This is a genomic window from Pseudomonas sp. NPDC098747 (assembly GCF_044760045.1).
GTDB lineage: Bacteria > Pseudomonadota > Gammaproteobacteria > Pseudomonadales > Pseudomonadaceae > Aquipseudomonas.
On record NZ_JBIWAL010000030.1, the window covers coordinates 17,737 to 43,200 of the forward strand.

Here is a 25,464-nt window from a genome sequence, read left to right on the forward strand (position 1 = left end):
CGCGACACCGGGCTCAGTCAGCTCTTCCAATGTCTTACCCCGCGTCTCCATCCCGAACAGCCACATCCCGCCGTAATGGCAGGCAGCGATTTCGCAGGCTCTGCTACGCCAGTTCCAGCTCGGTTTCCTTGGCGAATCGATGCAGTTCCCGCTGGCCAATGGCAGTCAGTTGCAACGCCCTCGAGTCATTGGGCAAGGTCAGCCAACCGGACTGCATGAACAACTGCAGCAACGCCGCGCCGAGTGAACCGCCCATATGCGGACGACGCTCGCTCCAATCCGGGCAGGCACAGGCCACCTGCACGTTGCGATGGGCCAGTGCCTGGATGAACACACCCCGGCCGGCCAACTTGTTCGCGCCTTTATGGGTCACCACCACACGCTGTTCAAGCTGTTCGATCCAGCCGGCGTCAAGCAGGCGCTGATACAGATCGGCAGCCAGCGTGCCACCCAGGTGGTCATCGCAGAAACGTGCGCGCAACAGTGAAGACGGCGCCGCCGCAGCCTTGGCCATCGGTGTATTACGCTTGAACACCTCGGCGACTTCTTTCGGGGCGCTGGCGATGGTGGCGCTGGCCAGCGCTTCGATCGCGGCCCCTACCTCGGGCGCCGAGAGGCGGAAAAACCGTTTGCGTCCACGGACTTCGACCTTCAGCAGACCGCCAGTGGCCAGCCGTGCCAGATGCGCACTGGCCGACGACGGCGACAGCCCAGCCAGTAGCGCAAGCTCCTCGGTCTGCCGGGCCGAGCCATCCATCAACGCCCACATCATCGCGCTGCGCTTGGGGTCGGCCAGCAACGTGGCGATCTGGCTGATGCAAGGTGCATGTTCCATGTATTCACTCCCTGTGGAATCGTATCGTCTACTGCTCGCAGACATCTTGACCAGTAATGGGTCGGCGGCCAAGACGCGAAAAACGCCCTGAGCCGGGGCAAGGCAGGCCATTGACACAACATGTTCCGGCGCCGAAGCCGCAACCGCAGCAGCACCCGGAATTAAACAAGGGCAGTTCAGCATTGATGGCGTTCGGGGCCGGGTTTCGGTACTGGCATGAGGCGGGCGCTAGTATAAGCGGGATGCACGCGCCGTCCCGCGCCGCGGACTGCACGGGTGGTGATTGTTCCTGACAGAAATTTCTCTATTTACCTGCGACTAATGATCAATTTTCGAGAAAGCGGGAAATTGACTACTCAAATCAGCGCATCGGCTGGCGAGCATTTCCCTTAAAAGGTTCACAGGCTTACTCAATTGTGCGCGATGGGCGCACAACAAATTCAGCGGAGCGCGCTCACACAACAGCTCCGGCAACAGCACTTTGAGGCGCCCGGCGAGGACATCATCGCTCACGTCGAGCCAGGATTTGTAGGCGATTCCCGCTCCGGCTAACGCCCACAAACGCACCACGTCGGCGTCGTCACTGAAGCGGTCGCCTGTGACGGTGAGGCTGACTTCGCGCTTGCCGTCGTTGAAACTCCAGTGGTCATGGACCCGACTGCCGAGCATGAACAACAGGCAATTGTGCTGGGCCAGTTGCTCGAGCTGCCGCGGTTCGCCGGACTGCGCCAGATACGCCGGGGATGCGCACAACACGCGACGGTTGTGCGGCGCGATCGGCAAGGCGATCAGGCTGGAATCTTCCGGCTCGCCATACCGCAGGGCGATGTCCACCGGTTGGCGAAACAGGTCGGCAATGCGGTCGCCGAGCAGCAAGCGCACGGTCAGTTTCGGGTGCTCGCGCTGGAACTCGTCGAGCCACGGCAGCAACAGGTTGCGGCCAAAATCCGAGGGCGCCGACAGCTGCAAGACCCCGCTGACCTGATCCTGCCCGCTGGCCAGCAAACGCCGCCCCTCATCGAGATTGCTCAACGCCGCGCGGGCGTATTCGAGAAAGCCTTCGCCCTCGGCAGTCAGGCGCAAGCTGCGCGTAGAACGGGCGAGCAGACGCGCACCGAGTTGCTGTTCGATACGTTTCAGCGCCGCGCTGGCCACCGCGGCGGACATGTCCATCACCCGCGCCGCCGCCGACAGACTGCCCAGATCCGCCGCCCGGACAAACAATTGCAAGTCATCGAAACGCAGCATTCCAGCCTCGACTATCAAAAAAATATTGAAAGAGACTGCTCTTTTAGCCGGTTTTATCTCGCGCAGAAATAGCCAATCATCTATCCCATCAAATTCATCCTTCCTCTACTACCTTTACGGAGCCATCCATGAAAGCAATCGCCTATTACGCCTCACTGCCCATCAGCGACGGCAAATCCCTGCAAGATATCGATCTGCCAGAGCCGGTGGCCGGCCCGCGCGATTTGCTCGTGGAGGTCAAAGCCATCTCGGTCAACCCGGTCGACACCAAGGTGCGGCAGAACGTGGCCCCCGAGGGCGGCGCGGCGAAAGTACTGGGCTGGGACGTGGCCGGCGTGGTCAAGGCAGTGGGCAGTGAAGTAACGCTGTTCAAGGCTGGCGACAAGGTTTTCTACGCCGGCTCCATCGCCCGCGCGGGCGGCAACAGCGAACTGCACGTGGTCGATGAGCGAATCGTCGGCCATATGCCCAAGTCCCTCGGTTTCGCCGAAGCCGCGGCCCTGCCGCTGACCGCGATCACCGCGTGGGAATTGCTCTTCGAACGCCTGCAAGTCGACGAAGGCCAAACAGATAATGGCCAGAGCCTGCTGATCGTCGGCGCGGCCGGGGGCGTCGGTTCGATCCTCACCCAATTGGCCAAACAACTGACCGGCCTCAAAGTGATCGGCACCGCCTCCCGAGCACAGACCCGCGACTGGGTCAGCGAACTGGGGGCGGATCTGGTCATCGACCACAGCCAGCCGCTGAGCGAAGAGCTCAAACGCGCTGGCATCAATAACGTGACCCACGTCGCCAGTCTGACCCAGACCGATCAGCATCTGGATCAACTGGTCGAAGCCCTGGCGCCACAAGGCAAACTGGCGCTGATCGACGATCCGAAGTCGCTGGACGTGACCAAACTCAAGCGCAAGAGCTTGTCGCTGCACTGGGAATTCATGTACACCCGCTCGCTGTTCGAGACGCCAGACATGATCGAGCAGCACAAACTGCTCAACCGCGTGGCCAATCTGATTGATGCAGGCACATTGAAGACCACCGTCGGCGAGCACTTCGGCGCGATCAACGCGGCGAATCTGCGTCGGGCGCATGAGTTGCTGGAAAGCGGCAAGGCCAAGGGGAAAATTGTTTTAGAAGGTTTCTAAGGATCAAAAGATCGCAGCCTGCGGCAGCGCCAACAAGGGCTGCGATCTTTTTTTGCCGTCAGTCTGACAGTTGACCGTTGTCACAATTGCGATCGTATTCAGGTCTACAATCGAAAACTCTGCGATACATCTTTTACGCAAGGGAGGTCAGCAATGAAGATCCTGATAAAAGAAGTGGCAAAGTCTCAATGGCAGGTTCGACTCGACCAGCACGCCGTGACATTCCGCAGTGAGGCCGAAGCTCTGGCCTTCACTCGCACCCTCGAAGCGCGACTATGCGCGCCCCACAAGATTCCCGACCACGGCCAGCAACGCGCTGCCGGCTGAGGTTTTAAACCTCGGCTTGGGCTTGTGCCAAGGCCCGGGCATTTTGCAGACGTCGGGTGAGCATCGCGACGCTCACCACCAAAAAACCGCATACGCTGATGACGATCGCCATCGGCACGGCCGTGCCGTCGTGCAATACACCCACCAGTGCCGAGGCCCCGGCCGCGACACTGAATTGCAAGCAACCGAGCAACGCCGACGCACTGCCGGCGCGCGCACCCTGTCCGTTCATCGCGCAGGCGGCAGCGTTGGGGCTGATGCAGCCAAGGCTGGACACGCAGATGAACAATGGAATCAGCAGCGGCCAAAGCGCATCGGTGTGCAAGGCGCTGACGGCCAGCAATGTCAGCCCGGCAGCCAGGTAAACCCAGACCGCACGCGACAGCAGGAACGCCGGGCCACGCTTGGCCAACAACCGCGCATTGACCTGCGCCACCAGAATGAACCCCGCCGCGTTAGTCCCGAACAGCCAGCCGAAATGCTCTGGCGGGACGCCATACAATTTGATGAAGATGAACGGTGAGCCGGCAATGTAAGCGAACATTCCGGCGATGGCGATGCCGCCGGTCAGGGCGTGCCCGAGGTAAACCCGATCCTTCAGCAGCCGTCCATATTGGCGCAGTGCACCGGACAGCGGCTGGCGCGGCATGTCCGCGGGCATACTTTCCGGCAGGCCGAGCGCCACGGCCAAACCTGCCAACGCGCTGAACCCGGTCAGTACCAGAAAGATCGACTGCCAGCCGGTGGTGTTGACCAACAGCCCGCCGAGCATCGGCGCCAGAATCGGTGCCAGGCCCATCACCAGCATCAACTGCGAGAAGACTTTCGCCGAGCCCACCGCGTCGCATTTGTCGCTGACCACTGCCCGGGCGATCACCATCCCCGCACACCCGCCCAGCGCCTGCACGAAACGTGCGCCGATCAGCCACTCCAGGTTCGGTGCATAAGCACAGGCCAGCGACGCCAGAGTGAACAGCACCAGACCTACGAGCAACGGAATCCGCCGGCCGAAGCGATCGGCCACCGGGCCGTAAGCCAATTGGCCGATGGACAGACCGAGGAAATACGCGGCCAACGTCATCTGCACGTGTTTCTCATCGGTGCCGAACGCGAGCGCCATGGACGGAAATGCAGGTAAATAGAAGTCGATCGCCAATGGACCGAAAGCGGTCAAGGCTCCGAGAATCAGAATGGTACGCAAGTTCATCAGGCATCCAGGTTGGCAAGTCGGCAGCCCGACAGTCTAGCCGCGCCCGAACGCCTTGAACATTCCGATAGCTCGCTAACAATTAAAAACTCACACGACGTGTGTCAGGCGAGTTTCACCGCATAGCCTTCTTCGCTGATGATCTTGATCACCTGCTCGGCACTCAACGTACTTTCGACGCCGACCTCTTTTGCCGCCAGATCAACGCGCACACTGGCCGCCGGATCCTTGGCCTGCACGGCTTGAGTCACGGCTCTGACGCAGTGACCGCAGGACATGCCTTGAACGTTGAACACTTGCATGGAATGACTCCTTTGAGTGAGATTGCCGGCAGTCTCGAGCTTGCCACGATGGCAAGGTCAAGTTCTTGAATAAACTGCCGGGCTGGCAATCGGCGTCGCGCTCGGCCAAGCTGCATCCATCAATGACATAAATTCAGGAGATTCAGCCATGCGCTGGTCAGCTTTCAGCCTGTTTGGCTTCCTCGGCCTCTTTGCCGCCATCCCTTCGGTGCACGCCGCAGGTGAGGACTATGGGGTGCTGATCATTTCCCGCGAGCGTCTTGAAGTAGCGACCTCTTGCGAGATCGGCGTGTACATTCAGGATCAACTGTCGGCACGGCTGTTCCAGGAACAAAGCACCTCATTTAACCTGCCGCCGGGCACCGTATCGTTGCGTCTTAAATTGCTGCCTGGGCAAGCGCCGGGTTGCAATCCAGGCTTGCTCGCACCGGGGTCGCAAGAAATCAAATTGCAGGCCGGTGATATTCAGAAGTACCGGATCGCGATGACGCGGGAAGGCATGTACCTCAAGCGCGCTGATCTCGGTTACTAAGCAAATTCATGTGGGAGCGAGCTTGCTCGCGAAAGCGGTGTGTCATGCAAAATGATATTGACTGACATGACGCCTTCGCGAGCAAGCTCGCTCCCACATTTTTTGTCTTGTGGCATTCTCAAGATTGGCGCTTGACCTTGCCAGCATGGCAAGGTTGATCCTGTAGGCAACTTCTACAGGGAGCGTGAACGATGTCCGAATCCATCACTTTTGATCTGCCGATCGCCGGCATGACCTGCGCCAGTTGCGCCGGGCGTGTCGAGCGGGCCTTGAGTAAAGTCAGCGGCGCCAGTGCCGTCAGCGTCAACCTCGCCACCGAACAGGCCCGAGTGCAAGCGCCCGGTGACAGCCTGCCGGCGTTGATGGACGCGGTTGAGCGCGCCGGTTACAGCGTGCCGCAACAGATCCTGGAATTGAGCATCGACGGCATGACCTGCGCCTCCTGCGTCGGTCGTGTCGAGCGCGCCCTGAACAAAGTCCCCGGGGTGAAAAGCGTCAGTGTCAATCTGGCCAACGAACGCGCTCACCTCGAATTACTCGGTCAAATCGATCCACAAGCCCTGCTCGAAGCGGTGAGCAAGGCTGGTTACAGCGCCAGCGTCTGGCAAGCCGAACACCCTCAAAACGATAACCAGCAACAGCGTCTGCAACGTGAGCGCTGGGCACTGATCTGCGCCATCGCCCTGGCCTTGCCGCTGGTGTTGCCGATGTTGCTGCAACCGTTCGGCATCCATTTGATGCTCCCGGCCTGGGCGCAATTCGCCCTCGCCACCCCCGTGCAATTCATCTTCGGCGCGCGTTTTTATGTAGCTGCGTGGAAAGCTGTGCGCGCCGGGGCGGGCAACATGGACTTGCTGGTCGCCCTCGGCACCAGCGCCGGTTACGGCTTGAGCCTCTACGAATGGGCCACCGCCGCCGGGCGCATGCCGCATCTGTATTTTGAAGCATCGGCGGTGGTCATCGCGCTGGTGCTGCTCGGCAAATACCTGGAAAGTCGCGCCAAACGCCAGACCGCCAGCGCCATCCGCGCCCTCGAAGCCTTGCGTCCGGAGCGGGCGATTCAAGTGATTGACGGCCGCGAACAGGATGTCTCCATCAGCGCCCTGCGTCTCAACGATCTAGTGTTGGTAAAACCCGGCGAGCGCTTCCCGGTCGACGGCGAAGTGCTGGAAGGCCAGAGCCACGCCGACGAAGCCTTGATCAGCGGCGAGAGCCTGCCGGTGCCGAAACAACCGGGCGACAAAGTCACCGGCGGCGCCATCAACGGTGAAGGCCGGCTGCTGGTGCGCACCACCGCCCTCGGCGCGGAAAGCGTGCTGGCGCGCATTATTCGCCTGGTCGAAGATGCTCAAGCGGCGAAAGCCCCGATCCAGAAACTGGTGGATAAAGTCAGCCAGGTGTTCGTCCCGACCGTGCTGGTACTGGCCCTGGCGACACTGGTCGGCTGGTGGTTGTACGGCGCGCCGCTGGAAACCGCGTTGATCAACGCCGTCGCCGTATTGGTGATCGCCTGCCCCTGCGCACTCGGCCTCGCCACACCCACCGCGATCATGGCCGGCACCGGCGTGGCCGCGCGCCACGGCATTCTGATCAAGGACGCCGAAGCCCTGGAACGCGCCCATGAAGTCAGCAGCGTGGTGTTTGACAAGACCGGCACGCTGACCTCCGGCACGCCGCGCATCGCGCATTTCAGTGCAGTCGACGGTCATGAAAATAATCTGCTGCAACTGGCCGGCGCCCTGCAACGCGGCAGTGAACACCCGTTGGCCAAAGCGGTGCTCGACGCCGCCGCTGAACGCGACTTGAGCGTGCCGGACGTCAGCGATAGCCAGTCGCTGACCGGTCGCGGTATCGCTGGCAATCTCGACGGTCGTCGTCTGGCACTGGGCAATCGGCGGATGCTCGAAGAAAGTGGCCTGAGCGCAGGTGAACTGGCTGAATCGGCGAAGGCCTGGGAAGCCGAAGGCCGTACGCTTTCGTGGCTGATCGAACAAAGCCCCGAGTCGCGTGTTCTTGGATTATTCGCGTTCGGTGACACCCTGAAACCCGGAGCGCTGGAGGCGGTGCAACAACTGGCCGCACGAGGTATCAACAGCCATTTGCTGACCGGCGATAACCGCGGCAGCGCGCGCGTGGTGGCTGAGGCACTGGGCATCGAGAACGTCCACGCCGAAGTGCTGCCGGCCGACAAAGCCGCCACCGTCAACGAACTGAAGAAAACCGGCGTTGTGGCCATGGTCGGCGATGGCATCAACGACGCCCCGGCGCTCGCGGCGGCGGACATCGGCATCGCCATGGGCGGCGGCACCGACGTCGCCATGCACGCGGCGGGCATAACGCTGATGCGCGGAGATCCGCGGTTGGTGCCGGCTGCGCTGGAAATAAGCCGCAAGACTTACGCAAAGATTCGCCAGAACCTGTTCTGGGCCTTCGTCTATAACCTGGTCGGCATTCCGCTGGCGGCATTCGGCTTCCTCAATCCGGTGCTGGCCGGCGCGGCGATGGCGCTGTCGAGCGTCAGCGTGGTGAGCAATGCGCTACTGTTGAAAACCTGGAAACCCAAGGATCTGGAGGAGCACCGATGAACATCGGCCAAGCGGCCCGGCAAAGTGGCCTGAGCGCAAAAATGATCCGCTATTACGAGTCGATCGGTTTGCTCAAAGCGGCCCATCGCACCGACAGCGGCTACCGGATCTACGGCGATGACGACTTGCACACGCTGGCCTTTATCAAGCGTTCGCGCGACCTCGGTTTTTCTCTGGAAGAAGTCGGCAAGCTGCTGACGCTCTGGCAGGATCGCCAACGAGCCAGCGCCGATGTGAAGGCGCTGGCGCGGCAGCACATCGACGAACTGAATCAGAAGATCCGCGAACTCGGCCAGTTGCGCGACACCCTGCAAGACCTTGTCGAACACTGTCAGGGCGACCATCGCCCCGACTGCCCGATCCTCAAGGAACTGGCGTCGGGCTGCTGCGCGCAACCCGCCCGCGCCTGAGCGCCAACGCCTTCACCGCCAGCAACGTGCCGAGGGGAATGCCGTGGAACAACATGACCACGGCACCCGGCGTCCACCATGAGTAGAACGGTGCGGCGATCAGCATGCCGACGCCGAACCCGGTCATTTGCAACAACGTCAAAAAACTGAAAATCGGCAGGCGCAAATGCTCGGGCTCACGTTGCAGGCGCGACATCAGGCCGACTTCGGAAAAGCCGTCCCCCAGCCCCGCCGGCAACGAAAACAACAGCAGTCCATACAGGCTGTGCTGCTGAAACATCAGGATAAAACCGCAGGACATCAACGCCACGCCGAAGAAAAACCGACGCTCCAGATGGATGTTGTCCGAGCCTTTCAAACGGCTGGCAATCCGCGCCCCGAGCAGTTTGCCGCTGGCCCACACCGCCAGCATCAGGCCCAGGGTTGTGCTCGCTGAATCCGGTGACAGCAGTTTGGAAATGATCGGGAATCCGACGTTATGCGCGGCGCTGCCCAAGGTGTCGGCCATCGTCACCGCGAGCATCGCAGCAACCACCGGGGCACTGCGTAAACCTTGCATGAGGGTCGACCACTCGCCGCGCTCGGGCTCTGGGTTGATAGTCGCAGGGCTGAAACGCAGCGGCACAATCAACAACGCCGCGAGCAAATAGGTCAACGCGTTCAGAGCAAATACCGTTTCGAAACCAAACCCCGCCACCAGCAATCCCGAGACCAGGCTGCCGCCGACCATTGCTGCGGAAGAAGCCGAGGTGATCCAGGCGTTGGTCTTGAGCAACTGCGACGGCTCGATCAGTCGTGGTAACTGACTGTTGAGACCGATGGCGAACATCGAATTGCCGAAGCCCAAAGCAAAGGCGATCACCGGCAACAGCAGCGCCTGCTGACTGACCGGCACGATCAACAACAAGCCGAGCACGCCAGCGCGCAATAGATCAAACGCAATCAGCGGCAAACGGCCGCTCCAGCGTCGATAAAACCCCGTGCCGATCAGACTGGCGAAAATCCCGCCACCCACGCGGCTGGCAAGGAAAATCCCCACGCTCATGGCGCTGTTGCTGAGCAGATAGACGTAGGTGGCCAGCGCGACCATGTTGAGGAAGGCGCCGAAATCGGAGATCAGCCGGGCAGTGATGATCAGATGGGCGTTGCGGGGGGTGGTCACATTCAGTCCTTGAGTGTAGGTTGGAGCGGTGGACAGTAGACGCGAATTTGTCAGGATCCAGAAGCCCCTCACCCTAACCCTCTCCCGGAGGGAGAGGGGACTGAACGAGTTGTTTGACAGAATTACGCCGACTTGGGGTATCGAGTTGAACTCAGGCTCTGCAAACAGTGGAGATCGGCTCCCTCTCCCCCCGGGAGAGGGCTGGGGTGAGGGCAGCAATCCATCTGACACACCAAAACCAGACATACACTCACAAAAAACCCGGCCGAAGCCGGGTTTCTGTTCAAGCAATCACTGCATCCACGGGGGTGGCGGTGGTTCGTCCGACTTGCCCTTCGGCTCGTCATCCGCCGCACGAATCGCTTGCTTGCGCTCCTCATCAAGTCGCGCAGCTTCAATTTCGCGCAGAATGCCACCAACATCCGCCTGCTCTTCCGGATCGTCAAACTCACCGGTCAGCACGCTGGCCGGATGCAAAGTGCCGGCTTCGTACAGCGCCCACATTTCCTTGGCGTACTTGGTCTTCTTCAACTCCGGGGCAAAACGTCCGAAGTAGGAAGCCATGTTGCCAACGTCACGCTCGAGCATGCTGAACGCGTGGTTGTTGCCCGCCGCATCGACCGCTTGCGGTAGATCGATGATGACCGGGCCGGTTGGCGTCAGCAGCACGTTGAACTCGGAGAGGTCACCGTGCACCAGACCGGTACACAACATCAGCACGATCTGCGAAATCAGGAACGCGTGATACTCGCGCGCCTGATCCGGCTCCAGCACCACGTCGTTCAGACGCGGCGCGGCATCGCCGTACTCGTCGGCCACCAGTTCCATCAACAGCACGCCTTCAAGGAAGTCGTACGGTTTCGGAACCCGAACGCCAGCGCCGGCCAGCCGGAACAACGCGGCGACCTCAGCGTTCTGCCAGGCGTCTTCGGTTTCTTTCTTGCCGAACTTCGAGCCTTTGGCCATCGCGCGAGCCTGTCGGCTGTTGCGAACCTTGCGACCTTCCTGATACTCGGCCGCCTGGCGGAAACTGCGTTTGTTCGCCTCCTTGTAGACCTTTGCGCAACGTAACTGATTGCCGCAGCGCACCACATAAACAGCTGCTTCTTTACCACTCATCAGTGGGCGCAGCACTTCGTCGACCAGACCGTCCTCGATGAGGGGTTCAATGCGTTTTGGAGTCTTCATCAGCTTTTATTGTGGGTCCTTTATTACCAAACACGCGAATGTCACTCGTTATACGGCAATCCTCGCGTCTCGGGGAGGGGTTGCCGACCTGTGAACCTCATGAATGCACACACTGTGCCGAAAAAAAACGAGCGCAGCGAATCATAGCTGAGCTGGTGGTAAATGTTGGTAAACGGTGTTGAGGGCATTTGCGACAGAATCTGACATTGGGTGTTCAGGCCCTTGCCCCTCACCCCAGCCCTCTCCCGGAGGGAGAGGGGGCCGACCGCAGGATGCTTAAGTAGTACATCGACCTGAAAGCACTTCGCTGAATCCATAATCGGCTCGATCATTCAGGTCGATGTATTACGCAAGACACCTCGGTCAGTCCCCTCTCCCCCCGGGAGAGGGTTAGGGTGAGGGGCTTTTCTAGCGCTCAATAATCGCAGTAACACCTTGCCCGCCCGCCGCGCAGATCGAAATCAACCCCCGCCCCTGCCCCGCCGCATCCAGCAACTTCGCCAGACTCGCGACAATCCGCCCGCCGGTCGCGGCAAACGGATGCCCCGCCGCCAGTGAACTGCCTTTGACATTGAGGCGACTGCGGTCGATCGAACCTAGCGGCGTATCAAGCCCCAGACGGGTTTTGCAGTACTCGGGATCTTCCCAGGCCTTGAGCGTACACAAAACCTGCGCGGCGAACGCCTCATGAATTTCGTAATAGTCGAAATCCTGCAAAGTCAGGCCGTTGCGCGCCAGCAAACGGGGTACCGCGTACACCGGCGCCATCAGCAGGCCTTCGGCGCCGTTGACGAAGTCCACCGCCGCTGCTTCGCCATCGCGCAGGTAGGCCAGAATCGGCAGGCCGCGTTCCTTCGCCCACGCCTCACTGCCCAGCAGCACCACCGACGCACCGTCAGTGAGCGGCGTGGAATTACCTGCCGTCAGCGTGCCTTTGGCGCTTTTTTCGAACGCAGGTTTCAACGTGGCGAGTTTTTCCAGGGTCAGGTCCGGGCGCAGGTTGTTGTCGCGGGTCAGGCCGAGAAACGGCGTCATCAGGTCGTTGTGCCAACCTTCGCTGTAGGACGCCGCCAGTTTTTGATGACTTTCGAGGGCCAATTGGTCCTGATCTTCGCGAGCGATATTCCAGGTCTGTGCCATCAACTCGCAGTGCTGGCCCATCGACAGGCCGGTGCGCGCTTCGCCAATGCGCGGGAAGTCAGGAATCAGGTGTTTAGGGCGCAGTTGAAGAAAGGTCTTGAGTTTTTCGCCGGTGGTCTTGGCACGGTTGGCTTGCAGGAGGATCTTGCGCAGGCCATCGCTGACGCTGATCGGCGCGTCGGAAGTGGTATCGACGCCGCCAGCAATGCCGCAATCGATCTGGCCGAGGGCGATTTTATTTGCCACCAGCAACGCGGCTTCCAGCCCGGTGCCGCAAGCCTGCTGGATGTCATAGGCCGGGGTGGTCGGTGACAGGCGCGAGCCAAGCACGCATTCGCGGGTCAGGTTCATATCCCGTGACAATTTAAGCACCGCGCCCGCCACCACTTCGCCAATGCGCTGGCCGTGCAGGTTGTAGCGTTCGATCAGGCCTTCGAGGGCCGCGGTGAGCATCGCCTGATTACTGGCCGCGGCGTACGGGCCGTTGGAACGGGCGAAGGGAATACGGTTACCGCCGATGATCGCGACGCGGCGCAGCTGACTCATGAAAAGCTCCTTGTTGGATTTCCAGATTCACATAGCCCCTGTGGGAGCTGGCAAGCCACCCACAGGGGCATTGGTCTACTCTGCTGTTCTAGCGTAGGCCTTATTGCGTGGATCGAACGATTGATTGCCGTGGGTAGTCCACACTTTGAACCCCAACTTCTGGAGAGCGTTCCATGTCTGACCGCTATATCGACTTCGCCAACTCGTCCATCGGCCATCGCCTGGTCGGGGCTTTGGGCCTGCCGTCGCCGGTGCGACTGGAGCGCTGGCAGGCCGGGCGCCTGCGGCCGGTGGAAGGTGCGCTGCTGATCGGTGGCGGGCCGCTGACCGAGCGCATCAATGCTTTCGCCAACCGTTTGACCGAGGGCATTTACCGTTACGGCGAGCAACCGGCGACGGCCACCGAGTGGATTCCGGGCCTTGGCCCAAAACTCAAAGCCGTGGTGTTCGACGCCAGTGACTTGCAGCACACCGACCAGCTCAAACAGCTGCGCGAGTTCTTCCAGCCCCTGATGAAAAACCTTGAGCACAGCGCCCATCTGGTGATTCTTGGCCGTGCGCCGGAAAGCCTGCGCGATCCGTTCGCGGCCAGCGCCCAACGTGCGCTGGAAGGTTTCTCGCGTTCGCTGGCCAAGGAATTGCGCAGCGGCGGCACCCTGCAACTGATCTATGTCGGCGAAGGTGCCGAGGATCAACTGGAAGGGCCGCTGCGGTTTTTCCTTTCGCCCAAAAGCGCCTTTGTCTCCGGACAAGTGATTCGCTTGACTGCGTGTGCAACACCGGTGACGGACTGGACGCGGCCACTCGCCGGGCGCAAGGCGTTGGTCACTGGTGCGGCGCGCGGTATCGGCGCATCGATTGCCGAGACCCTGGCGCGTGATGGCGCTGAGGTCATTCTGCTCGACGTGCCACCGGCCAAGTCCGATCTGGAAGCCCTCGCCGCACGCTTGGGCGGTCGCAGCATCACCCTCGATATCTGCGCCGAAGACGCTGCCGCGCAGCTGATCGAGCAGTTGCCGGACGGCCTCGACATTCTGGTACACAACGCCGGGATTACTCGCGACAAGACCCTGGCCAACATGACCCCGGAGTTCTGGGACGCGGTGCTGGCGGTCAACCTTAACGCCCCGCAAGTGCTGACCAAGGCTCTGCTCGACAGCGGCACCTTGCATGACGATGCGCGGGTAATTCTGCTGGCCTCGATCAGCGGCATCGCCGGTAATCGCGGGCAGACCAACTACGCCGCGAGCAAGGCCGGTTTGATCGGCTTGGCGCAGGCCTGGGCACCGACGTTGCAGGCGCGCGGTATCAGCATTAACGCCGTGGCACCGGGGTTTATCGAAACCCAGATGACCGCACACATCCCCTTCGGTTTGCGCGAAGCCGGCCGCCGCATGAGTTCGCTGGGCCAGGGCGGCTTGCCGCAGGACGTCGCCGAAGCCGTGGCGTGGCTGGCGCAACCGGGCACTGGCGCGTTCACTGGGCAAGCGCTGCGCGTCTGTGGCCAAAGTGTTCTGGGGGCATAGGCATGAGCATCGAATGGCACACGCTGGACCGCGAACCGAGTCTGCCCGGGCTGTACGCGCGGGCCGCGACACGGCGCAAGATCACTGGTACGCAACTGCCCGACAGCGGCTTGCGCTGTTGGGTCGACGTCGACGGCAATCGGTTGGCTGACTATCGCAAGGTCTGTGGTTGTGTCGACGATGGTCTGCTGCCGCCGACTTATCCACACATCCTCGCGTTTGCCTTGCAGATGCAATTGCTCACGGCCAAGGAGTTTCCGTTCCCGCTGCTGGGGTTGATTCATTTGCGTAACCGCATTCGCGTCTTGCGACCGATGGGCGGTATCAGTCGGGCGCAAGTCAGCGTCCGCGTGCATAACCTGCAACCACATCCAAAGGGGGCGACGTTCGATCTGTTGACCACGCTGGACGATCAGCTCGGGCCGCTGTGGGAAGCCGAAAGTCAGATGCTCTGTCGGGGCGTGAAACTCGACGGTGAGGCCGTCGAGCAGCACTGGGAACCGTCGCTAGCGCTGACTGAAGTGACGCACTGGAAAGCGCCGGCAGATATTGGCCGGCAATACGCCAAGGTGTCCGGTGACTACAACCCGATTCACTTGAGTGCGGCCAGCGCCAAGCTGTTCGGTTTCCCCACGGCCATTGCCCATGGTTTGTGGAACAAGGCACGCACACTCGCAGCTTTGGCGGATCATTTACCCAAGGCCAATCTTGAAATTACCGTGCACTTTCGCAAACCGGTGCGATTGCCCAGCGAGGTGACATTGCTGGCGAGCGCGGCTGGGGCCAGTGGTGAATTGCGCTTGGCGGGTGCCGGGGAACTGGAGCACATGGTGGGTGACTGGCAGCCAATTGCCTGATTGATCACCCATAAAACCTGTGGCGAGAGAGCTTGCTCCCTCGCCACAGGGGGTTCGCTTCACCAGGCGCCACTGTGGGCCTGTTAATTGTGTATATATCACTTAAGTTTTTCCGCGCTCTGCCCCCTTCTACAACAAATACCCAGCCTTGATTTTCAAGGCTTTTTTTTGCGCGTCTATATCGTGGGTATTAGTCCTTAGGCACTGCGCAGCACCCTATATATAAAGGCGTTAATACCAACTTGAGAATGGTGAGAACCCTGCCCTGGGCTGAGATTGACACAACGGACGAGGCATCACCGACAAAAGATCGGCGGGCCATCGAAGACAACGAACGTTGTGACAGGTGCAAGGAATACGATCATGAAAACTCAAAACGTGTGGTGCAAATCAGCAGTTGCTTTGGCATTGATGCTTTCCCTCGGCCTCACCGGTTGCAGCAGCGGCGGTGGCGGTCATAAGAGCAGTTCCGGCAGCTCTTCGCCGGACAGCACCGCCGGCACCGATGGGACGGGCGGAACTGGTGATACCGCCGGCACGGGTGGCACTGGGGGCACCGGTAATACCGGAGGCACTGGCGGAACCGGTGATACCGCTGGCACGGGTGGAACTGGCGGAACGGGTGGCACCGGCGGCGGCACCAATCCAACCAATCCAACCAATCCAACCAACCCAACAAACCCAACAAACCCGACCGATCCAACCAATCCAACGAACCCGACAGATCCGACCAACCCGACCAATCCAACCCCTTCGCTGGTGACCACCACCCTCGTGCAGGATGTCGGTAAAACAGTCAGCGGCGTCGGCGATGGTGTTGGCCAGATTGGCGACTCTCTGAGCGGCGTGCCTGTAGTCGGCGGCGTAGTGCAGAGCGCGGCGAACACCGCCGGCAACGTCGTCACCACACTGGGCGATGGCGTGACCAACGGCATCGGTAAACTGGCGACTGATCCCAAAGGCCTGACCACCACCGTCTCTTCGGTCGGCGGCGTGGTGCAGGATGTTGGCGACGGCGTGTCAGACCTCAGCGGCAAACTGGCGACCGCCACCAATCGCGTCCCGGTGGTGGGTGGTGTGGTCACCAAAGTGACTCCGCTGCTGGGTGGGGTCGGCCAAAAAGTCACCATGCTCGGTGATACGCTGACCACCACACTCAGTACGGGCCCCACCAGCCAACTGACTAACACCGTCGGTGGCAAACTGGTGCCGGTAATCGCCATGGTCGAAAGTACTACAGACAAAATCGGTAGCGCCACTGGCCTGGGCACTCCGCTTAAAGGCGTGATTTCGCAAGTCGGCGGCGCGGTGAACGGTTTGGGCGGCAAGGTCACCGACGCCGGTCATGGCAATGCCTTGACCAACACCCTCGGCGGTGCGCTAAGCAATACCGGCACAGCCGTCGGCAAAGCCGGTGGGCTGGTGTCCAACGGCACCGGTTCAGGTACGGGTGGTGTAGGTGGTATCGGCGGCGGTCTCGGTGGTGGGCTGGGTGGCACAGGCCTGCTGCAAACCGTCGGCGGCGCAGTGGTCAACGTCGGCGCAGGTTTGAATGCCGGCAGCACAAACGGCGTGGTCAGTGCAGGTGGTGTCACCGCGGGTGGCTTGGGTATTACCATCGCTTCGCTCAACACTGCACTTGGCGGATCGGGCACACCAATCACCGCTCCGACCTCACCGCTGGCCACCGTTGGCGCCACTGTGGGTGCAGGTCTGAACCCAGTCACCAGCGCGGTCACCAGCCTGACCCAAAATGTCGGCGCCACCACCGGTATCGGCGCACCGGTTGCCGGTCTCACTACCCAGGTCGGCGGCGCAGTCAGCAACATTGGCAACACGATCGCTGCCACCAACAACCCGGTCACTACAGCCGTCGGAGGCCTGGTCAGTAACGTTGGCGCTACCGTCGGAGCAGTCGGCGGACTGGTGAATGGCACTACCAGCGGCGGTACTACCGGCGGCACCACAAGTGGCGGTCTGGGCGGTGTACTCGGTGGTTTGACCGGTGCCCTGGGTGGCAACAAACGCTAAATTGCACCTGGCCGATTCGACGGCCTTACATACAGCGCCTACGCTTGGTTGAGGGCGGAAGATTCCCACGAGTCTTCCGCTTTTTTCTTAGGAAAAATCAGCCCTTCGCTGTGTTCTGACCATGGAGTGTCCTATGCGCGTTATGGCATCCCTGCTGTGCCTCAGTCTCAGTTCCACCGCCCTCGCCGACACCCTGCCCAGCTTTCTCAACAGCAACGAAACCATCCGCAACCTGCCCGTGCCCAATCTGCCGGCCGACGCCTATCGCCCCAGCGCCACGCCGCTGCAAGTGCCTGACCCCGGCGCCGCCACCGCGCAACCGTTGCTGATGGAGACCAAGATCAATCTCAGGACCGTGCAGATCGAAGGCGGGACGATTTATCCGCTCAACGAACTGGCCGAAGTCTACAAGCCGCTGATCGGCCACCAGACCAGCCTCGCCGACCTGATCGAAGCCACGCGCAACATCACCCGACGCTATCAACAGGACGGCTATCTGCTGTCCTACGCCTTCCTGCCGCAACAGAATTTCGACGACGGCGTGGCGCGAGTGGTGCTGGTCGAAGGCTACGTTCGTGATGTGCAGATGCAGGGCGATGTCGGCCGGGTCAAAGGCCTGCTCGATAAACTGGTGGCGAAAATCCAGGCCGAACGGCCATTGACCCGCAAAACCTTCGAGCGCTACACCACGTTGATGACGCGCATACCCGGCGTCACGATTCAGGCTCAGGTGCCGCCGCCCGGGACCACCGACGGCGCCACGACGCTGATTGCAGAGGCCAGCCGAAAACCGTTCACCAGCACGCTGAGCGCCACCGAAAACAACCGCAACGGCACACAAGCGTTGCTCGGCGTCAGCAGCAACTCGCAAACCTCCATGGGTGAGCAACTGACCCTCAGCGGCTTGTTCCCGCCGGGGGATGACCACGAACGTTACTATCGCCTCGACTACAGCCAGTTCCTCGACGCTGAAGGCACGCAACTGAATCTTTCTGCCTCGCGTTATCGCGCCGACCCCGGCACCGAGGTGCTGGTCAACAATGGCGGCCGCCTCGATACCCACCGCGAGAACGACCGTTACTCGATCGGTTTCAGCATGCCGTTGATTGCCTCCTCCAACGAACTGCTGACTGCCGGCTCGCGCCTGTATGCGGTCGATGACAAGACCCGTTACGACGGCATCAACTTTCCCTTCAGCACGGAGTTTCGCACCGACGTCCGCGCCCTCGCCTTCGAGGGCGACTGGCGCAAGGCCGATGCCCGCCAGTTGCGCATTCTCAGCGCTGGCGTCTATCAGGGCTTCGACAGCCTGGGCGCGCATACCAACTTTGACGACATCGACCTGGACTTCTTCCGCACCCGGCTCTCCGGCGTGCAAAGCGACAAGTTTTTCGATAACTGGCAAGGCGTGCTGTCGGCGGCGCTGTACTGGAGCGACGACACCCTGCCCGACAGCGAGCGCGCCGTGTTCGGCGGGCAGAATTTCGGTCGCGGTTATCCCGATGACCAGGCGTCCGGCGACAAGGGTTGGGGGGTGGCTTACGAGGTCAACTACAGCTTCAACCGCGACGGCGACTGGGTTCGAATCCTGCAACCGTACGTGGTGCTCGATCGTTCGCGCAGCTGGTTCAATGAATTGCCGGTACAGGCCAACAATCTGTCATCGGCAGCCATCGGGCTAAGGTTCGGCGACGCCAAGTACTACAACATTGCGTTGGAGGCGGCGAAGGCGATGTCGGATGAAGCGCTCGATAGTCTCGATCGCAAGCCGCGGTACAGCGTCAGCTTCAGTTATCAGTTGTAGGGGGGACAGACCAATTTGCGGGCCTGACAGACCGCCATCGCTGGCAAGCCAGCTCCCACAGATCATGCGCCAGTCTCATATAAGCGCGGATCCTGTGGGAGCTGGCTTGCCAGCGATGAACGATGACGCGGTGAACCTGCGGAACAGATCAGCCCCCCGAACCGCTGTCGACCTCCCCGCCCTCGGCCTGATCGAAATACTGCGGAATCTCATGCAGGTAGCTTTTCAGCCAGCGCTGCATGGCCAGTTCCCGTTCAGTCGGCGTCTGGGTTTGCACGATCGGCGAGGCCACTTTATTGCGGCTTTGCAGCAGCAGCCAGCCTTCGGTTTCCTGTTGCTGGGCCGAGGCAGGGCCGGCGTCGATGGCGTGGCTGGTCAGCGGCAGTGCCAGCAGGCCAACAAAAAAAATAGCGGTTTTCATCGCGGTCTCCTTACTTGAGCATCGCCGTGACGGCGGCGGTGGCCGGGCTCGGCACTTTGAGTTTTTCCGCGCGGCCCTGGGCTTCGCCGAATTGCGCAGGGCTCAGGCCGAGACGGCTGACCAGTTCGGCGGCGCGGTTCCAGTCGTTCTGATACAGCAACAGCGTCACCAGGTTCAGCGCCGCCAATTGGTCGCTCTGCTTGAGCTCCATGGCGGTGAGGAATTCGAAGCGTGCGTCTTCAATGCGCAACTGATTGAGGTAAACCACACCGAGATCATTGCGGATTTTTTCGTCAGTCGGCGCCAACCGCGCGGCACGTTGCAAATGCGCCTGCGCCTGACCGTAGTCGGACCTGGCCGCTGCCAATTGACCCAAGCCATGTTCCGCCTCGGCAGCCAGACACGAACCGAGCAGGCTGCGATACAACGGCTCGGCCTCGCTGCGACCGAGCAAGCGATACACCTTGGCCTTGCGCAAACGCACATCAGCGATGTTGTCCGGCAGGCTTTGCAGGTTGGCGAGGCTGGCGTGCAGTTTGCCGTCCTTGGCCATGTCGTCGGCGAGGTTCAGCGACAGCTGTTGGTCGGAACTCAACTTGGCGCAACTGGCGTTGTTGGTCAGCGCTTCCCACGGGTTTTGCCCGGTGTTGGCACAGCCACCGAGCATCAGCAAACAGACACCTGCAATCATTGCTTTCATCACCACTCCTTCAAGCACCCAACGCCTTGGCCAAGGCAGTGAAGCCCGGGCCGGCGAGGACAATCAATAACGCCGGGAAGAGAAACAGCATCATCACGACGGACATTTTTGCGGACATTTTCGAGATGTATTCCTGCAGGCGCGTCAGGCGCCGATCATCGAGCAGTTGCTTGAGCGACAGCAGCGATTTCATCGCGCCGCCGCCCTGATGCAGCAGTTGCTGGAGGATCACGCAGGTGTCGGTGAACTCGTCGACCGCCAGCAGTTGCGTGGCTTTGTTCAGTTCTTCGCCCAGCTCAAGGCCTGAGTCGACGCGGCTCAACACCAGCCGCAGTTCCTGGGTCAGCACCGGCAACAAGGCGTGGCCTTCATGACTCAATACGCGCAGTGCCTGCTCCACGGCCATGCCGGATTCGAAGAGGATGCGCAGCAGCGGAATGAACGTGCCGATCTCGCTGGCCAGTTGTTTTTGCCGCCGGGCCACGGCAATCACCAACAAGCGCTTGGGCAACAGGTAGCCGACGCCAAGTGCAAACAGCGGCGCAATCCACTGTTTTTCCACGGCCGGGAAAAATACCGATTGCAGCAGCACCGTCAGGGCCAGCAGCAACAACGGCGAGCCGATCTGGCAGGCGGCGAACAACGAACGCTGTCGGGCGCTGCGCCAGCCGAGACGGTTGAGCAGGGCCTGGGTTTCGTTGTCGAGTTTGACACTGCGCTGGCCGACCTTGCTGTCGCCGAGCACTTGCAGCAGGTTGCCGAAGCGATTCTGCCGCAGCAGGTCGCCCTCCAGCCGACGGCTGATCTGCTGGCTGCGGCGGCGCTGGTCCAGCAGGCTGAAAAGCAGCAACAGCGCGGCGCCAAGCAAGAGCGAGGCGCTGATCATCAGTGGCGTCGTCATAGGCTGCGCAACATCCGCCAGAGCAACAGACTGCCGATCACCTGCATGCCGAACGCCGTGGCCAGCATCCGCTGCCCGGAGGGGTCGTGCCACATGGCGACCAGATAAACCGGATTGGCCATCAGGAAATACCCGGCCATGGTAATCGGCAGCAGGCCCAGCACCCACGCAGTGAGGCGGGTTTCGCCGGTCATCGCGCGCAATTGGCGCGCGGCCTGATCGCGCTCGCGGATCATCTTGATCAGGTTTTCCAGCAGCTCGCTGGCGTTGCCGCCATAACGATGATTGACCTTGAGGCCGAGGGCGAACAGACGAAACTCATCGCGCTCGTAAAGCTCTGCCATGTCCGACACCGCATCCGGCAGGCTCACGCCCAACTGCACGTTGCGCTGAACCCGGCCCATGGCGTCCTTGAGCGGAAGTTCACTGGCCTCGATGGCACCGAGCACCGCATCGGCGAGGGTGCGCCCCGACTTCAGGCTGCGCACGGTGTGGTCGAGCAGTTGCGGCAGTTGTTCAATCATTCGCCGCAGCCGACGTTGATATCGCCAACTGACATACCCGCGCAGGGCAAGCGGCGGCACCACGAACAACACCAGCAAGCCGATCAGTCCCGCCAAGGCAAAACCGATGAGCATCGCGAAGGACCACAGCAGCAACCAGAGGCCGATACGCTCGGTCGGCCGGCCCAGCCCCGCACGCAGAAACGCGCGTTCGAGCCCCACCCAACGCGGCGCCTCCAGCGCTAATTGCGGTTGTCCCTGATTAAGCCGATCAAGCACCCGCTCGGTCCCGCCCTGACGCCAGCCGCTGTAGAACAGCCGCAGCGACAACCCCAGCAAGGTCAGGCAAATCACGATCAGCAACAGCGGTTTAAGCATGCTGTGGGCCCTCAGTGCGCGAGCAACGGTTCGCGGCGCAACTTGTCGCCAGCCGGGTTGACCGCCTCGCGCATGAAGCCGAAACCGGTGCGGCGGTCGAGACGGAACAGCGTATTGGTGACGTAGACGTCATCGCGCACGCCGACCACTTCCACCACCTCGCTGACACAGCGACGGCCGTCGGGCATGCGCGTCAGTTGAATCACCACATCCAGCGCGGCGCAAATCATCTGGCGCAGGGTGCGTTCGGCGATGGTGCGCCCGGTCAGGCCGACCAGGGTTTCCAGACGCAGCAAGGCATCCTGGGCATTGTTGGCGTGCACGGTGCTCATCGAGCCGTCGTGACCGGTGTTCATCGCCGTCAGCACGTCGACCACTTCAACACCGCGAATCTCGCCGAGGATGATCCGGTCGGGACGCATGCGCAGGGCGTTGCGGATCAGGTCGCTGGCTTTCACCTCGCCATGGCCTTCGGCGTTTGGTGGTCGGGTTTCCAGGCGCACGACGTGGGGATGGCCGAGCTGCAATTCGGCAACGTCTTCGATGGTCACCAGACGTTCGTTGGGATTGATCAACTGGCTGAGGATGTTCAGCAAGGTGGTTTTGCCGGTGCCAGTACCGCCGCTGATGAGGATGTTGCAGCGCTTGCCCACCGCCTCCTGGATGAAGTCGAAGATCGCCTGATCGATGGTTTGCATGGCCATCAGGTCAGTGCTCTTGAGCATGTCCTTGCGAAATTTGCGGATCGACAGGCACGGGCCGTCGAGGGCGATCGGCGGGATGATGGCGTTGACCCGGCTGCCATCGGGCAGCCGCGCATCGACCATCGGCGACGACTCATCGAGACGCCGACCGAGTGGCGCGAGAATGCGTTGCATCACCCGTTCAACGTGGTGTGCATCAATAAAGCGCAGGTCGCTCAGGTGCAGCACGCCGTCGCGTTCGATGAACACCCGGTGCGGGCCGTTGACCAGAATCTCGGTCACCGCGCTGTCGCGCAGCAATACCTCCAGCGGACCGAAACCGGTCAGCTCATCGACGATTTCTTCAGCCAGGCGCTCCATCTCATAACGGGAAATCGCCAAGTGCAAACGCGCGATGTATTCGGCAACCTTGTCGATAACGAACTGCGAGAGCACCTGCCGCGAGCCCTCCAGCAGGTTTTTCCCCGACTCTTCGATGGCGTCGATGATGTAGCGGTGCAGCACCAGTTTCAGGCCGTCATGGTCGGTGTTGCCGGTGGCGGGGCGCTGCGACCCGCCGAACAGTGGTTCGCCGTTCATGAGGTACCTCGCAACCGGTCGAACCAGCTCGACTTGGGTTTGGCCAGGCCTTCGGAGCGTTTCGCCAGGCGTTCGCCGAGGGTACGCAGGCTCTGGCTGATGGCTTCACGCGGGGCCAGTTCGAACAGGCTGACGCCCTGGTTTTTTGCGTTGAGACGGATCTCCGGGCTGTAGGCCAGCACCGCGATCACTTCCAGGCCGAAGGTCTTGCCGAGGGTTTCGGAATCCGGTGCGACGTTGCGCAAGTAGCGATCCACCAGCAGCCGGCCGTGGTCGAGTTTCATGCCTTTTTCGCGCCACAGATTGAGCACCGCTAGGTTGCGCCGACAGTCGAGGACGTTCTGATCGGTGTACCACAACAACTTGTCGCAATGGCTGACGAACGTGCGCAGCGCTTCGCTGTCGGGCTGGCCGGTCAGGTTGACGACGATGTGCTGGAAGTGTTGGCGCAGGGCGCTGAGCAGCATATACAACTCAGCGGCGCTGGTGCGCTCCAGCGGCTCGTCATTACTGGCGTAAGCGAGAATGCGCAGGCCAGCTTCGGCGCTGGTGAAGGCGCTGTCGATCAGGGTCGTGTCGAGCCGCCGCAAGTGCCTCAATGCATCGCCGAAATGAAACGAACTCTCAAGCCCGAGCAAGGCCAGGCTGTCACCGCGCGGCAGGCCCAGATCGAGCAACAGGGTTTGCTGACCGCTCTTCTGCACCACCAGCGCCATGTGGTTGGCGAGCAGTGCGCCGTCGGCGTTGCTTTGTACGCCGTAGAGCACGGTCAACCCACCGAGTTGAGTGCTCGGTGTCACCGCTGGCAGACGTTTGCTCAGGCGTCGAACCAGGCCTGCGACTTCACTGGAGCGCGAACCGTAGGCGACAAAATCCCGCGCGCCGGCGCGCATTGCGTTGAGCACCAACTGATTGTCCATGCCGTCACCGAGGGCGACGATGGCGAGCATCGGCTTGGCTTCCAGCACCCCTTCGATCAAGGCGCTTTGCGCCACCAGATGATCGCGGTCAAGCCCCACGAACACCAAGCTGGCGAAGGTCACATCGACTAGCGCCAGCAACTCGTCAAGACTGCCGCCACCGGCACTGACCACCTGACCGAGTGGCGCCAGCGCGCCTTGCAGCCACTCAAGATCGGTGTCGTTGCGGGTGATGGCGAGGAAGGTCTGACTCAGGCTCTGGCTCATTGCGATAACCCGCTGCGTTTATCGAAGTTGCCGTTTTCGAGGAAATACAGGCGATACCAATTCGGGTCGTAGTTGCGCAGTTTTTCCCCCGGCAGCGAAGGCAGCGGCGCATTGGCGGCCAGTGGCTGCACCAAGTGCGGAGTGACGATCATCAGCAACTCGCGCTCTTCACGGTTGATCGAAGAGTTGCGGAAAAATGCGCCGATGATCGGGATGTCGCCCAGGCCAGGAAACTTGTTCACTTCAGAGGCGTTGCGCGTGCTGATCAAACCGCTGATCACAAAGCTTTCTCCGTCGGCCAGAGAGATGCTGGTGTCGGTGCGGCGGATGGTGAATGCCGGCACGGTGGTGCCGCCGATGGTCACGCCATTGTTGTAGTCCAGCTCGCTGACTTCCGGGGCGACTTTGAGGGCGATGCGGTTGTTGCTGACCACGGTCGGGGTCAGCGTCAGGCGGATACCGAATTCCTTGTATTCGATGGAGTAGCTGTTGCTGTTGGCGCTCGGCACCGGGATCGGAATTTCACCGCCCGCAAGGAAGCTCGCGCTCTGCCCGCTCAACGCCACCAGACTTGGCCGCGCCAGGGTGTAGGCGAAACCGCTGCCCTCCAGCGCATTGACGATGCCAAGGAATTTGCTGCTGCCACCGCCCCAGACAATGTTGAACGCATCGTTGACCAACGGAATGCTCGGTCCAATGATCGGCACCGTACCCGGCCTGACTCCGGTGCCTGGCACCGTGCCCGGACCGCCGAACAGGAAGTTGTTGGAGCCTTTACCGTAGATCGACGTGCCGGCCTCTTTCAGTTTGGTGCGGCTGACTTCGACAAAACGGATGTCAGTTTGCACTTGAGAGGGAAGATTCGGGTCATCGGCCGGCAGTGCAACAGCGGTCATCGCCGCGCTCGCCTTGCCCTGCACGAACACCATGCTCTGGCGCGGCGCGCTTGCGCAGGCACTCCAGATCATCAACGTGGTGGCGCCGGGCGCGACGCCGGTGAGCAACACGCCTTGATCGCCGGTCACGCGCACATCGGCGATTTTCGGGTCGCCCACCGCCACCCGAGTGATTGGCACGGGGGATTGCAGCGCCTGTTGCAGGCCTTCGCCGACTTCCAGCGTTGCTGGCAACGGACCGAGCGCGGCGCAGTTGCCGGCCGCAGCGACGGCAGTGCCGATCGAGGCAACGCTCAGCAGCGAGGCGCGTAACAAGCCGTTGAACAGGGGCGTAAAGCATTTGCGCATGTAAA

23 protein-coding genes are annotated in these 25,464 nt (G+C 61.4%); 9 read left to right on the top strand and 14 right to left on the bottom strand.

Features of this window, described 5'->3' with window-relative positions:
- Positions 1–103: 103 nt before the first annotated feature.
- Positions 104–835, bottom strand: a complete 732-nt coding sequence (locus ACIQVE_RS18325) for an ArsR/SmtB family transcription factor (protein ID WP_402810734.1) — start codon at positions 833–835, stop codon at positions 104–106.
- A 318-nt stretch (positions 836–1,153) separates the two neighbouring features.
- Positions 1,154–2,083 (bottom strand): LysR family transcriptional regulator, encoded by a 930-nt coding sequence (locus ACIQVE_RS18330; RefSeq protein WP_402810735.1) that lies wholly within the window; start codon positions 2,081–2,083, stop codon positions 1,154–1,156.
- 128 nt (positions 2,084–2,211) lie between these two features.
- Here ACIQVE_RS18330 and ACIQVE_RS18335 point away from each other — a divergent pair, with 128 nt between their 5' ends.
- Together ACIQVE_RS18335 and ACIQVE_RS18340 are read left to right on the top strand one after the other, a co-directional pair.
- Positions 2,212–3,225, top strand: coding sequence for a zinc-binding alcohol dehydrogenase family protein (locus ACIQVE_RS18335; RefSeq protein WP_402810736.1), 1,014 nt, complete (start codon positions 2,212–2,214; stop codon positions 3,223–3,225).
- Between the two features lie 153 nt (positions 3,226–3,378).
- The gene (locus tag ACIQVE_RS18340; RefSeq protein WP_191626421.1) at positions 3,379–3,552 is read left to right on the top strand and encodes a hypothetical protein; all 174 of its coding nucleotides are present in this window, start codon (positions 3,379–3,381) and stop codon (positions 3,550–3,552) included.
- Between the two features lie 4 nt (positions 3,553–3,556).
- Here ACIQVE_RS18340 and ACIQVE_RS18345 read toward each other — a convergent pair whose 3' ends face one another.
- Positions 3,557–4,759 carry a multidrug effflux MFS transporter gene (locus ACIQVE_RS18345; RefSeq protein WP_402810739.1) on the bottom strand — a complete coding sequence of 401 codons (1,203 nt, stop codon included), beginning with the start codon at positions 4,757–4,759 and terminating at the stop codon, positions 3,557–3,559.
- A 104-nt stretch (positions 4,760–4,863) separates the two neighbouring features.
- Positions 4,864–5,061, bottom strand: a complete 198-nt coding sequence (locus ACIQVE_RS18350) for a heavy-metal-associated domain-containing protein (RefSeq protein ID WP_402810741.1) — start codon at positions 5,059–5,061, stop codon at positions 4,864–4,866.
- A 148-nt stretch (positions 5,062–5,209) separates the two neighbouring features.
- Here ACIQVE_RS18350 and ACIQVE_RS18355 point away from each other — a divergent pair, with 148 nt between their 5' ends.
- From ACIQVE_RS18355 to cueR, 3 genes are all read left to right on the top strand, one after another.
- A complete protein-coding gene (locus tag ACIQVE_RS18355) occupies positions 5,210–5,593 on the top strand; it encodes a hypothetical protein (protein ID WP_150617918.1) in 384 nt (127 codons plus the stop codon).
- 191 nt (positions 5,594–5,784) lie between these two features.
- Positions 5,785–8,178 carry a heavy metal translocating P-type ATPase gene (locus ACIQVE_RS18360; protein ID WP_402810743.1) on the top strand — a complete coding sequence of 798 codons (2,394 nt, stop codon included), beginning with the start codon at positions 5,785–5,787 and terminating at the stop codon, positions 8,176–8,178.
- Positions 8,175–8,588, top strand: coding sequence for a Cu(I)-responsive transcriptional regulator (gene cueR, locus ACIQVE_RS18365; RefSeq protein WP_402810744.1), 414 nt, complete (start codon positions 8,175–8,177; stop codon positions 8,586–8,588). Before ACIQVE_RS18360 ends, cueR begins: the two co-directional genes overlap by 4 nt.
- On the opposite strand, the gene ACIQVE_RS18370 is transcribed toward cueR, so the two are convergent.
- From ACIQVE_RS18370 to ACIQVE_RS18380, 3 genes are all read right to left on the bottom strand, one after another.
- Positions 8,542–9,750: an MFS transporter gene (locus ACIQVE_RS18370; RefSeq protein ID WP_402810746.1), complete on the bottom strand. Its 1,209-nt coding sequence runs from the start codon at positions 9,748–9,750 to the stop codon at positions 8,542–8,544. The genes cueR and ACIQVE_RS18370 overlap by 47 nt on opposite strands.
- A gap of 291 nt (positions 9,751–10,041) precedes the next feature.
- Positions 10,042–10,938: a PA4780 family RIO1-like protein kinase gene (locus ACIQVE_RS18375; protein WP_402810748.1), complete on the bottom strand. Its 897-nt coding sequence runs from the start codon at positions 10,936–10,938 to the stop codon at positions 10,042–10,044.
- Between the two features lie 408 nt (positions 10,939–11,346).
- A complete protein-coding gene (locus tag ACIQVE_RS18380) occupies positions 11,347–12,624 on the bottom strand; it encodes an acetyl-CoA C-acetyltransferase (protein WP_402810750.1) in 1,278 nt (425 codons plus the stop codon).
- Between the two features lie 173 nt (positions 12,625–12,797).
- Here ACIQVE_RS18380 and ACIQVE_RS18385 point away from each other — a divergent pair, with 173 nt between their 5' ends.
- The 4 genes from ACIQVE_RS18385 (at position 12,798) to ACIQVE_RS18400 (ending at position 18,842) form a co-directional block, all read left to right on the top strand.
- A complete protein-coding gene (locus ACIQVE_RS18385; RefSeq protein WP_402810752.1) occupies positions 12,798–14,150 on the top strand; it encodes a 3-oxoacyl-ACP reductase in 1,353 nt (450 codons plus the stop codon).
- Between the two features lie 2 nt (positions 14,151–14,152).
- Positions 14,153–15,007 carry a MaoC family dehydratase gene (locus ACIQVE_RS18390; protein ID WP_402810753.1) on the top strand — a complete coding sequence of 285 codons (855 nt, stop codon included), beginning with the start codon at positions 14,153–14,155 and terminating at the stop codon, positions 15,005–15,007.
- A 363-nt stretch (positions 15,008–15,370) separates the two neighbouring features.
- Positions 15,371–17,038: a collagen-like triple helix repeat-containing protein gene (locus ACIQVE_RS18395; protein ID WP_402810755.1), complete on the top strand. Its 1,668-nt coding sequence runs from the start codon at positions 15,371–15,373 to the stop codon at positions 17,036–17,038.
- A 133-nt stretch (positions 17,039–17,171) separates the two neighbouring features.
- Positions 17,172–18,842, top strand: coding sequence for a ShlB/FhaC/HecB family hemolysin secretion/activation protein (locus tag ACIQVE_RS18400; RefSeq protein ID WP_402810756.1), 1,671 nt, complete (start codon positions 17,172–17,174; stop codon positions 18,840–18,842).
- A gap of 148 nt (positions 18,843–18,990) precedes the next feature.
- Here ACIQVE_RS18400 and ACIQVE_RS18405 read toward each other — a convergent pair whose 3' ends face one another.
- Genes ACIQVE_RS18405 through ACIQVE_RS18435 form a run of 7 tightly spaced genes read right to left on the bottom strand, consistent with a single transcriptional unit; the run spans position 18,991 to position 25,459 of the window.
- A complete protein-coding gene (locus tag ACIQVE_RS18405) occupies positions 18,991–19,263 on the bottom strand; it encodes a DUF3613 domain-containing protein (protein WP_402810758.1) in 273 nt (90 codons plus the stop codon).
- Positions 19,264–19,273: 10 nt separating this feature from the next.
- Positions 19,274–19,963: a hypothetical protein gene (locus tag ACIQVE_RS18410; RefSeq protein ID WP_402810760.1), complete on the bottom strand. Its 690-nt coding sequence runs from the start codon at positions 19,961–19,963 to the stop codon at positions 19,274–19,276.
- Between the two features lie 10 nt (positions 19,964–19,973).
- Complete coding sequence (locus ACIQVE_RS18415; protein WP_402810762.1) at positions 19,974–20,864, bottom strand: type II secretion system F family protein; 891 nt, start codon at positions 20,862–20,864, stop codon at positions 19,974–19,976.
- On the bottom strand, positions 20,861–21,745 hold the full coding sequence (locus ACIQVE_RS18420) for a type II secretion system F family protein (protein ID WP_402810763.1): 885 nt from the start codon (positions 21,743–21,745) through the stop codon (positions 20,861–20,863). The genes ACIQVE_RS18415 and ACIQVE_RS18420 overlap by 4 nt, the downstream gene beginning before the upstream one ends.
- 11 nt (positions 21,746–21,756) lie before the next feature.
- Entirely contained in the window at positions 21,757–23,028 is a 1,272-nt protein-coding gene (locus tag ACIQVE_RS18425; RefSeq protein WP_402810764.1) for a CpaF family protein, read from the bottom strand.
- The gene (locus ACIQVE_RS18430; protein WP_402810766.1) at positions 23,025–24,215 is read right to left on the bottom strand and encodes a CpaE family protein; all 1,191 of its coding nucleotides are present in this window, start codon (positions 24,213–24,215) and stop codon (positions 23,025–23,027) included. Before ACIQVE_RS18430 ends, ACIQVE_RS18425 begins: the two co-directional genes overlap by 4 nt.
- Positions 24,212–25,459, bottom strand: coding sequence for a type II and III secretion system protein family protein (locus ACIQVE_RS18435; RefSeq protein ID WP_402810767.1), 1,248 nt, complete (start codon positions 25,457–25,459; stop codon positions 24,212–24,214). Before ACIQVE_RS18435 ends, ACIQVE_RS18430 begins: the two co-directional genes overlap by 4 nt.
- Positions 25,460–25,464 lie beyond the last annotated feature (5 nt).

Excerpts from the sequence above, each read along its gene's own strand:
- ACIQVE_RS18325 (WP_402810734.1), bottom strand. The coding sequence starts at position 835 with ATGGAACATGCACCTTGCATCAGCCAGATCGCCACGTTGCTGGCCGAC.
- ACIQVE_RS18330 (WP_402810735.1), bottom strand. The coding sequence starts at position 2,083 with ATGCTGCGTTTCGATGACTTGCAATTGTTTGTCCGGGCGGCGGATCTG.
- ACIQVE_RS18335 (WP_402810736.1), top strand. The coding sequence starts at position 2,212 with ATGAAAGCAATCGCCTATTACGCCTCACTGCCCATCAGCGACGGCAAA.
- ACIQVE_RS18340 (WP_191626421.1), top strand. The coding sequence starts at position 3,379 with ATGAAGATCCTGATAAAAGAAGTGGCAAAGTCTCAATGGCAGGTTCGA.
- ACIQVE_RS18345 (WP_402810739.1), bottom strand. The coding sequence starts at position 4,759 with ATGAACTTGCGTACCATTCTGATTCTCGGAGCCTTGACCGCTTTCGGT.
- ACIQVE_RS18350 (WP_402810741.1), bottom strand. The coding sequence starts at position 5,061 with ATGCAAGTGTTCAACGTTCAAGGCATGTCCTGCGGTCACTGCGTCAGA.
- ACIQVE_RS18355 (WP_150617918.1), top strand. The coding sequence starts at position 5,210 with ATGCGCTGGTCAGCTTTCAGCCTGTTTGGCTTCCTCGGCCTCTTTGCC.
- ACIQVE_RS18360 (WP_402810743.1), top strand. The coding sequence starts at position 5,785 with ATGTCCGAATCCATCACTTTTGATCTGCCGATCGCCGGCATGACCTGC.
- cueR (WP_402810744.1), top strand. The coding sequence starts at position 8,175 with ATGAACATCGGCCAAGCGGCCCGGCAAAGTGGCCTGAGCGCAAAAATG.
- ACIQVE_RS18375 (WP_402810748.1), bottom strand. The coding sequence starts at position 10,938 with ATGAAGACTCCAAAACGCATTGAACCCCTCATCGAGGACGGTCTGGTC.
- ACIQVE_RS18380 (WP_402810750.1), bottom strand. The coding sequence starts at position 12,624 with ATGAGTCAGCTGCGCCGCGTCGCGATCATCGGCGGTAACCGTATTCCC.
- ACIQVE_RS18385 (WP_402810752.1), top strand. The coding sequence starts at position 12,798 with ATGTCTGACCGCTATATCGACTTCGCCAACTCGTCCATCGGCCATCGC.
- ACIQVE_RS18390 (WP_402810753.1), top strand. The coding sequence starts at position 14,153 with ATGAGCATCGAATGGCACACGCTGGACCGCGAACCGAGTCTGCCCGGG.
- ACIQVE_RS18395 (WP_402810755.1), top strand. The coding sequence starts at position 15,371 with ATGAAAACTCAAAACGTGTGGTGCAAATCAGCAGTTGCTTTGGCATTG.
- ACIQVE_RS18400 (WP_402810756.1), top strand. The coding sequence starts at position 17,172 with ATGCGCGTTATGGCATCCCTGCTGTGCCTCAGTCTCAGTTCCACCGCC.
- ACIQVE_RS18405 (WP_402810758.1), bottom strand. The coding sequence starts at position 19,263 with ATGAAAACCGCTATTTTTTTTGTTGGCCTGCTGGCACTGCCGCTGACC.
- ACIQVE_RS18410 (WP_402810760.1), bottom strand. The coding sequence starts at position 19,963 with ATGAAAGCAATGATTGCAGGTGTCTGTTTGCTGATGCTCGGTGGCTGT.
- ACIQVE_RS18415 (WP_402810762.1), bottom strand. The coding sequence starts at position 20,864 with ATGACGACGCCACTGATGATCAGCGCCTCGCTCTTGCTTGGCGCCGCG.
- ACIQVE_RS18420 (WP_402810763.1), bottom strand. The coding sequence starts at position 21,745 with ATGCTTAAACCGCTGTTGCTGATCGTGATTTGCCTGACCTTGCTGGGG.
- ACIQVE_RS18425 (WP_402810764.1), bottom strand. The coding sequence starts at position 23,028 with ATGAACGGCGAACCACTGTTCGGCGGGTCGCAGCGCCCCGCCACCGGC.
- ACIQVE_RS18430 (WP_402810766.1), bottom strand. The coding sequence starts at position 24,215 with ATGAGCCAGAGCCTGAGTCAGACCTTCCTCGCCATCACCCGCAACGAC.
- ACIQVE_RS18435 (WP_402810767.1), bottom strand. The coding sequence starts at position 25,459 with ATGCGCAAATGCTTTACGCCCCTGTTCAACGGCTTGTTACGCGCCTCG.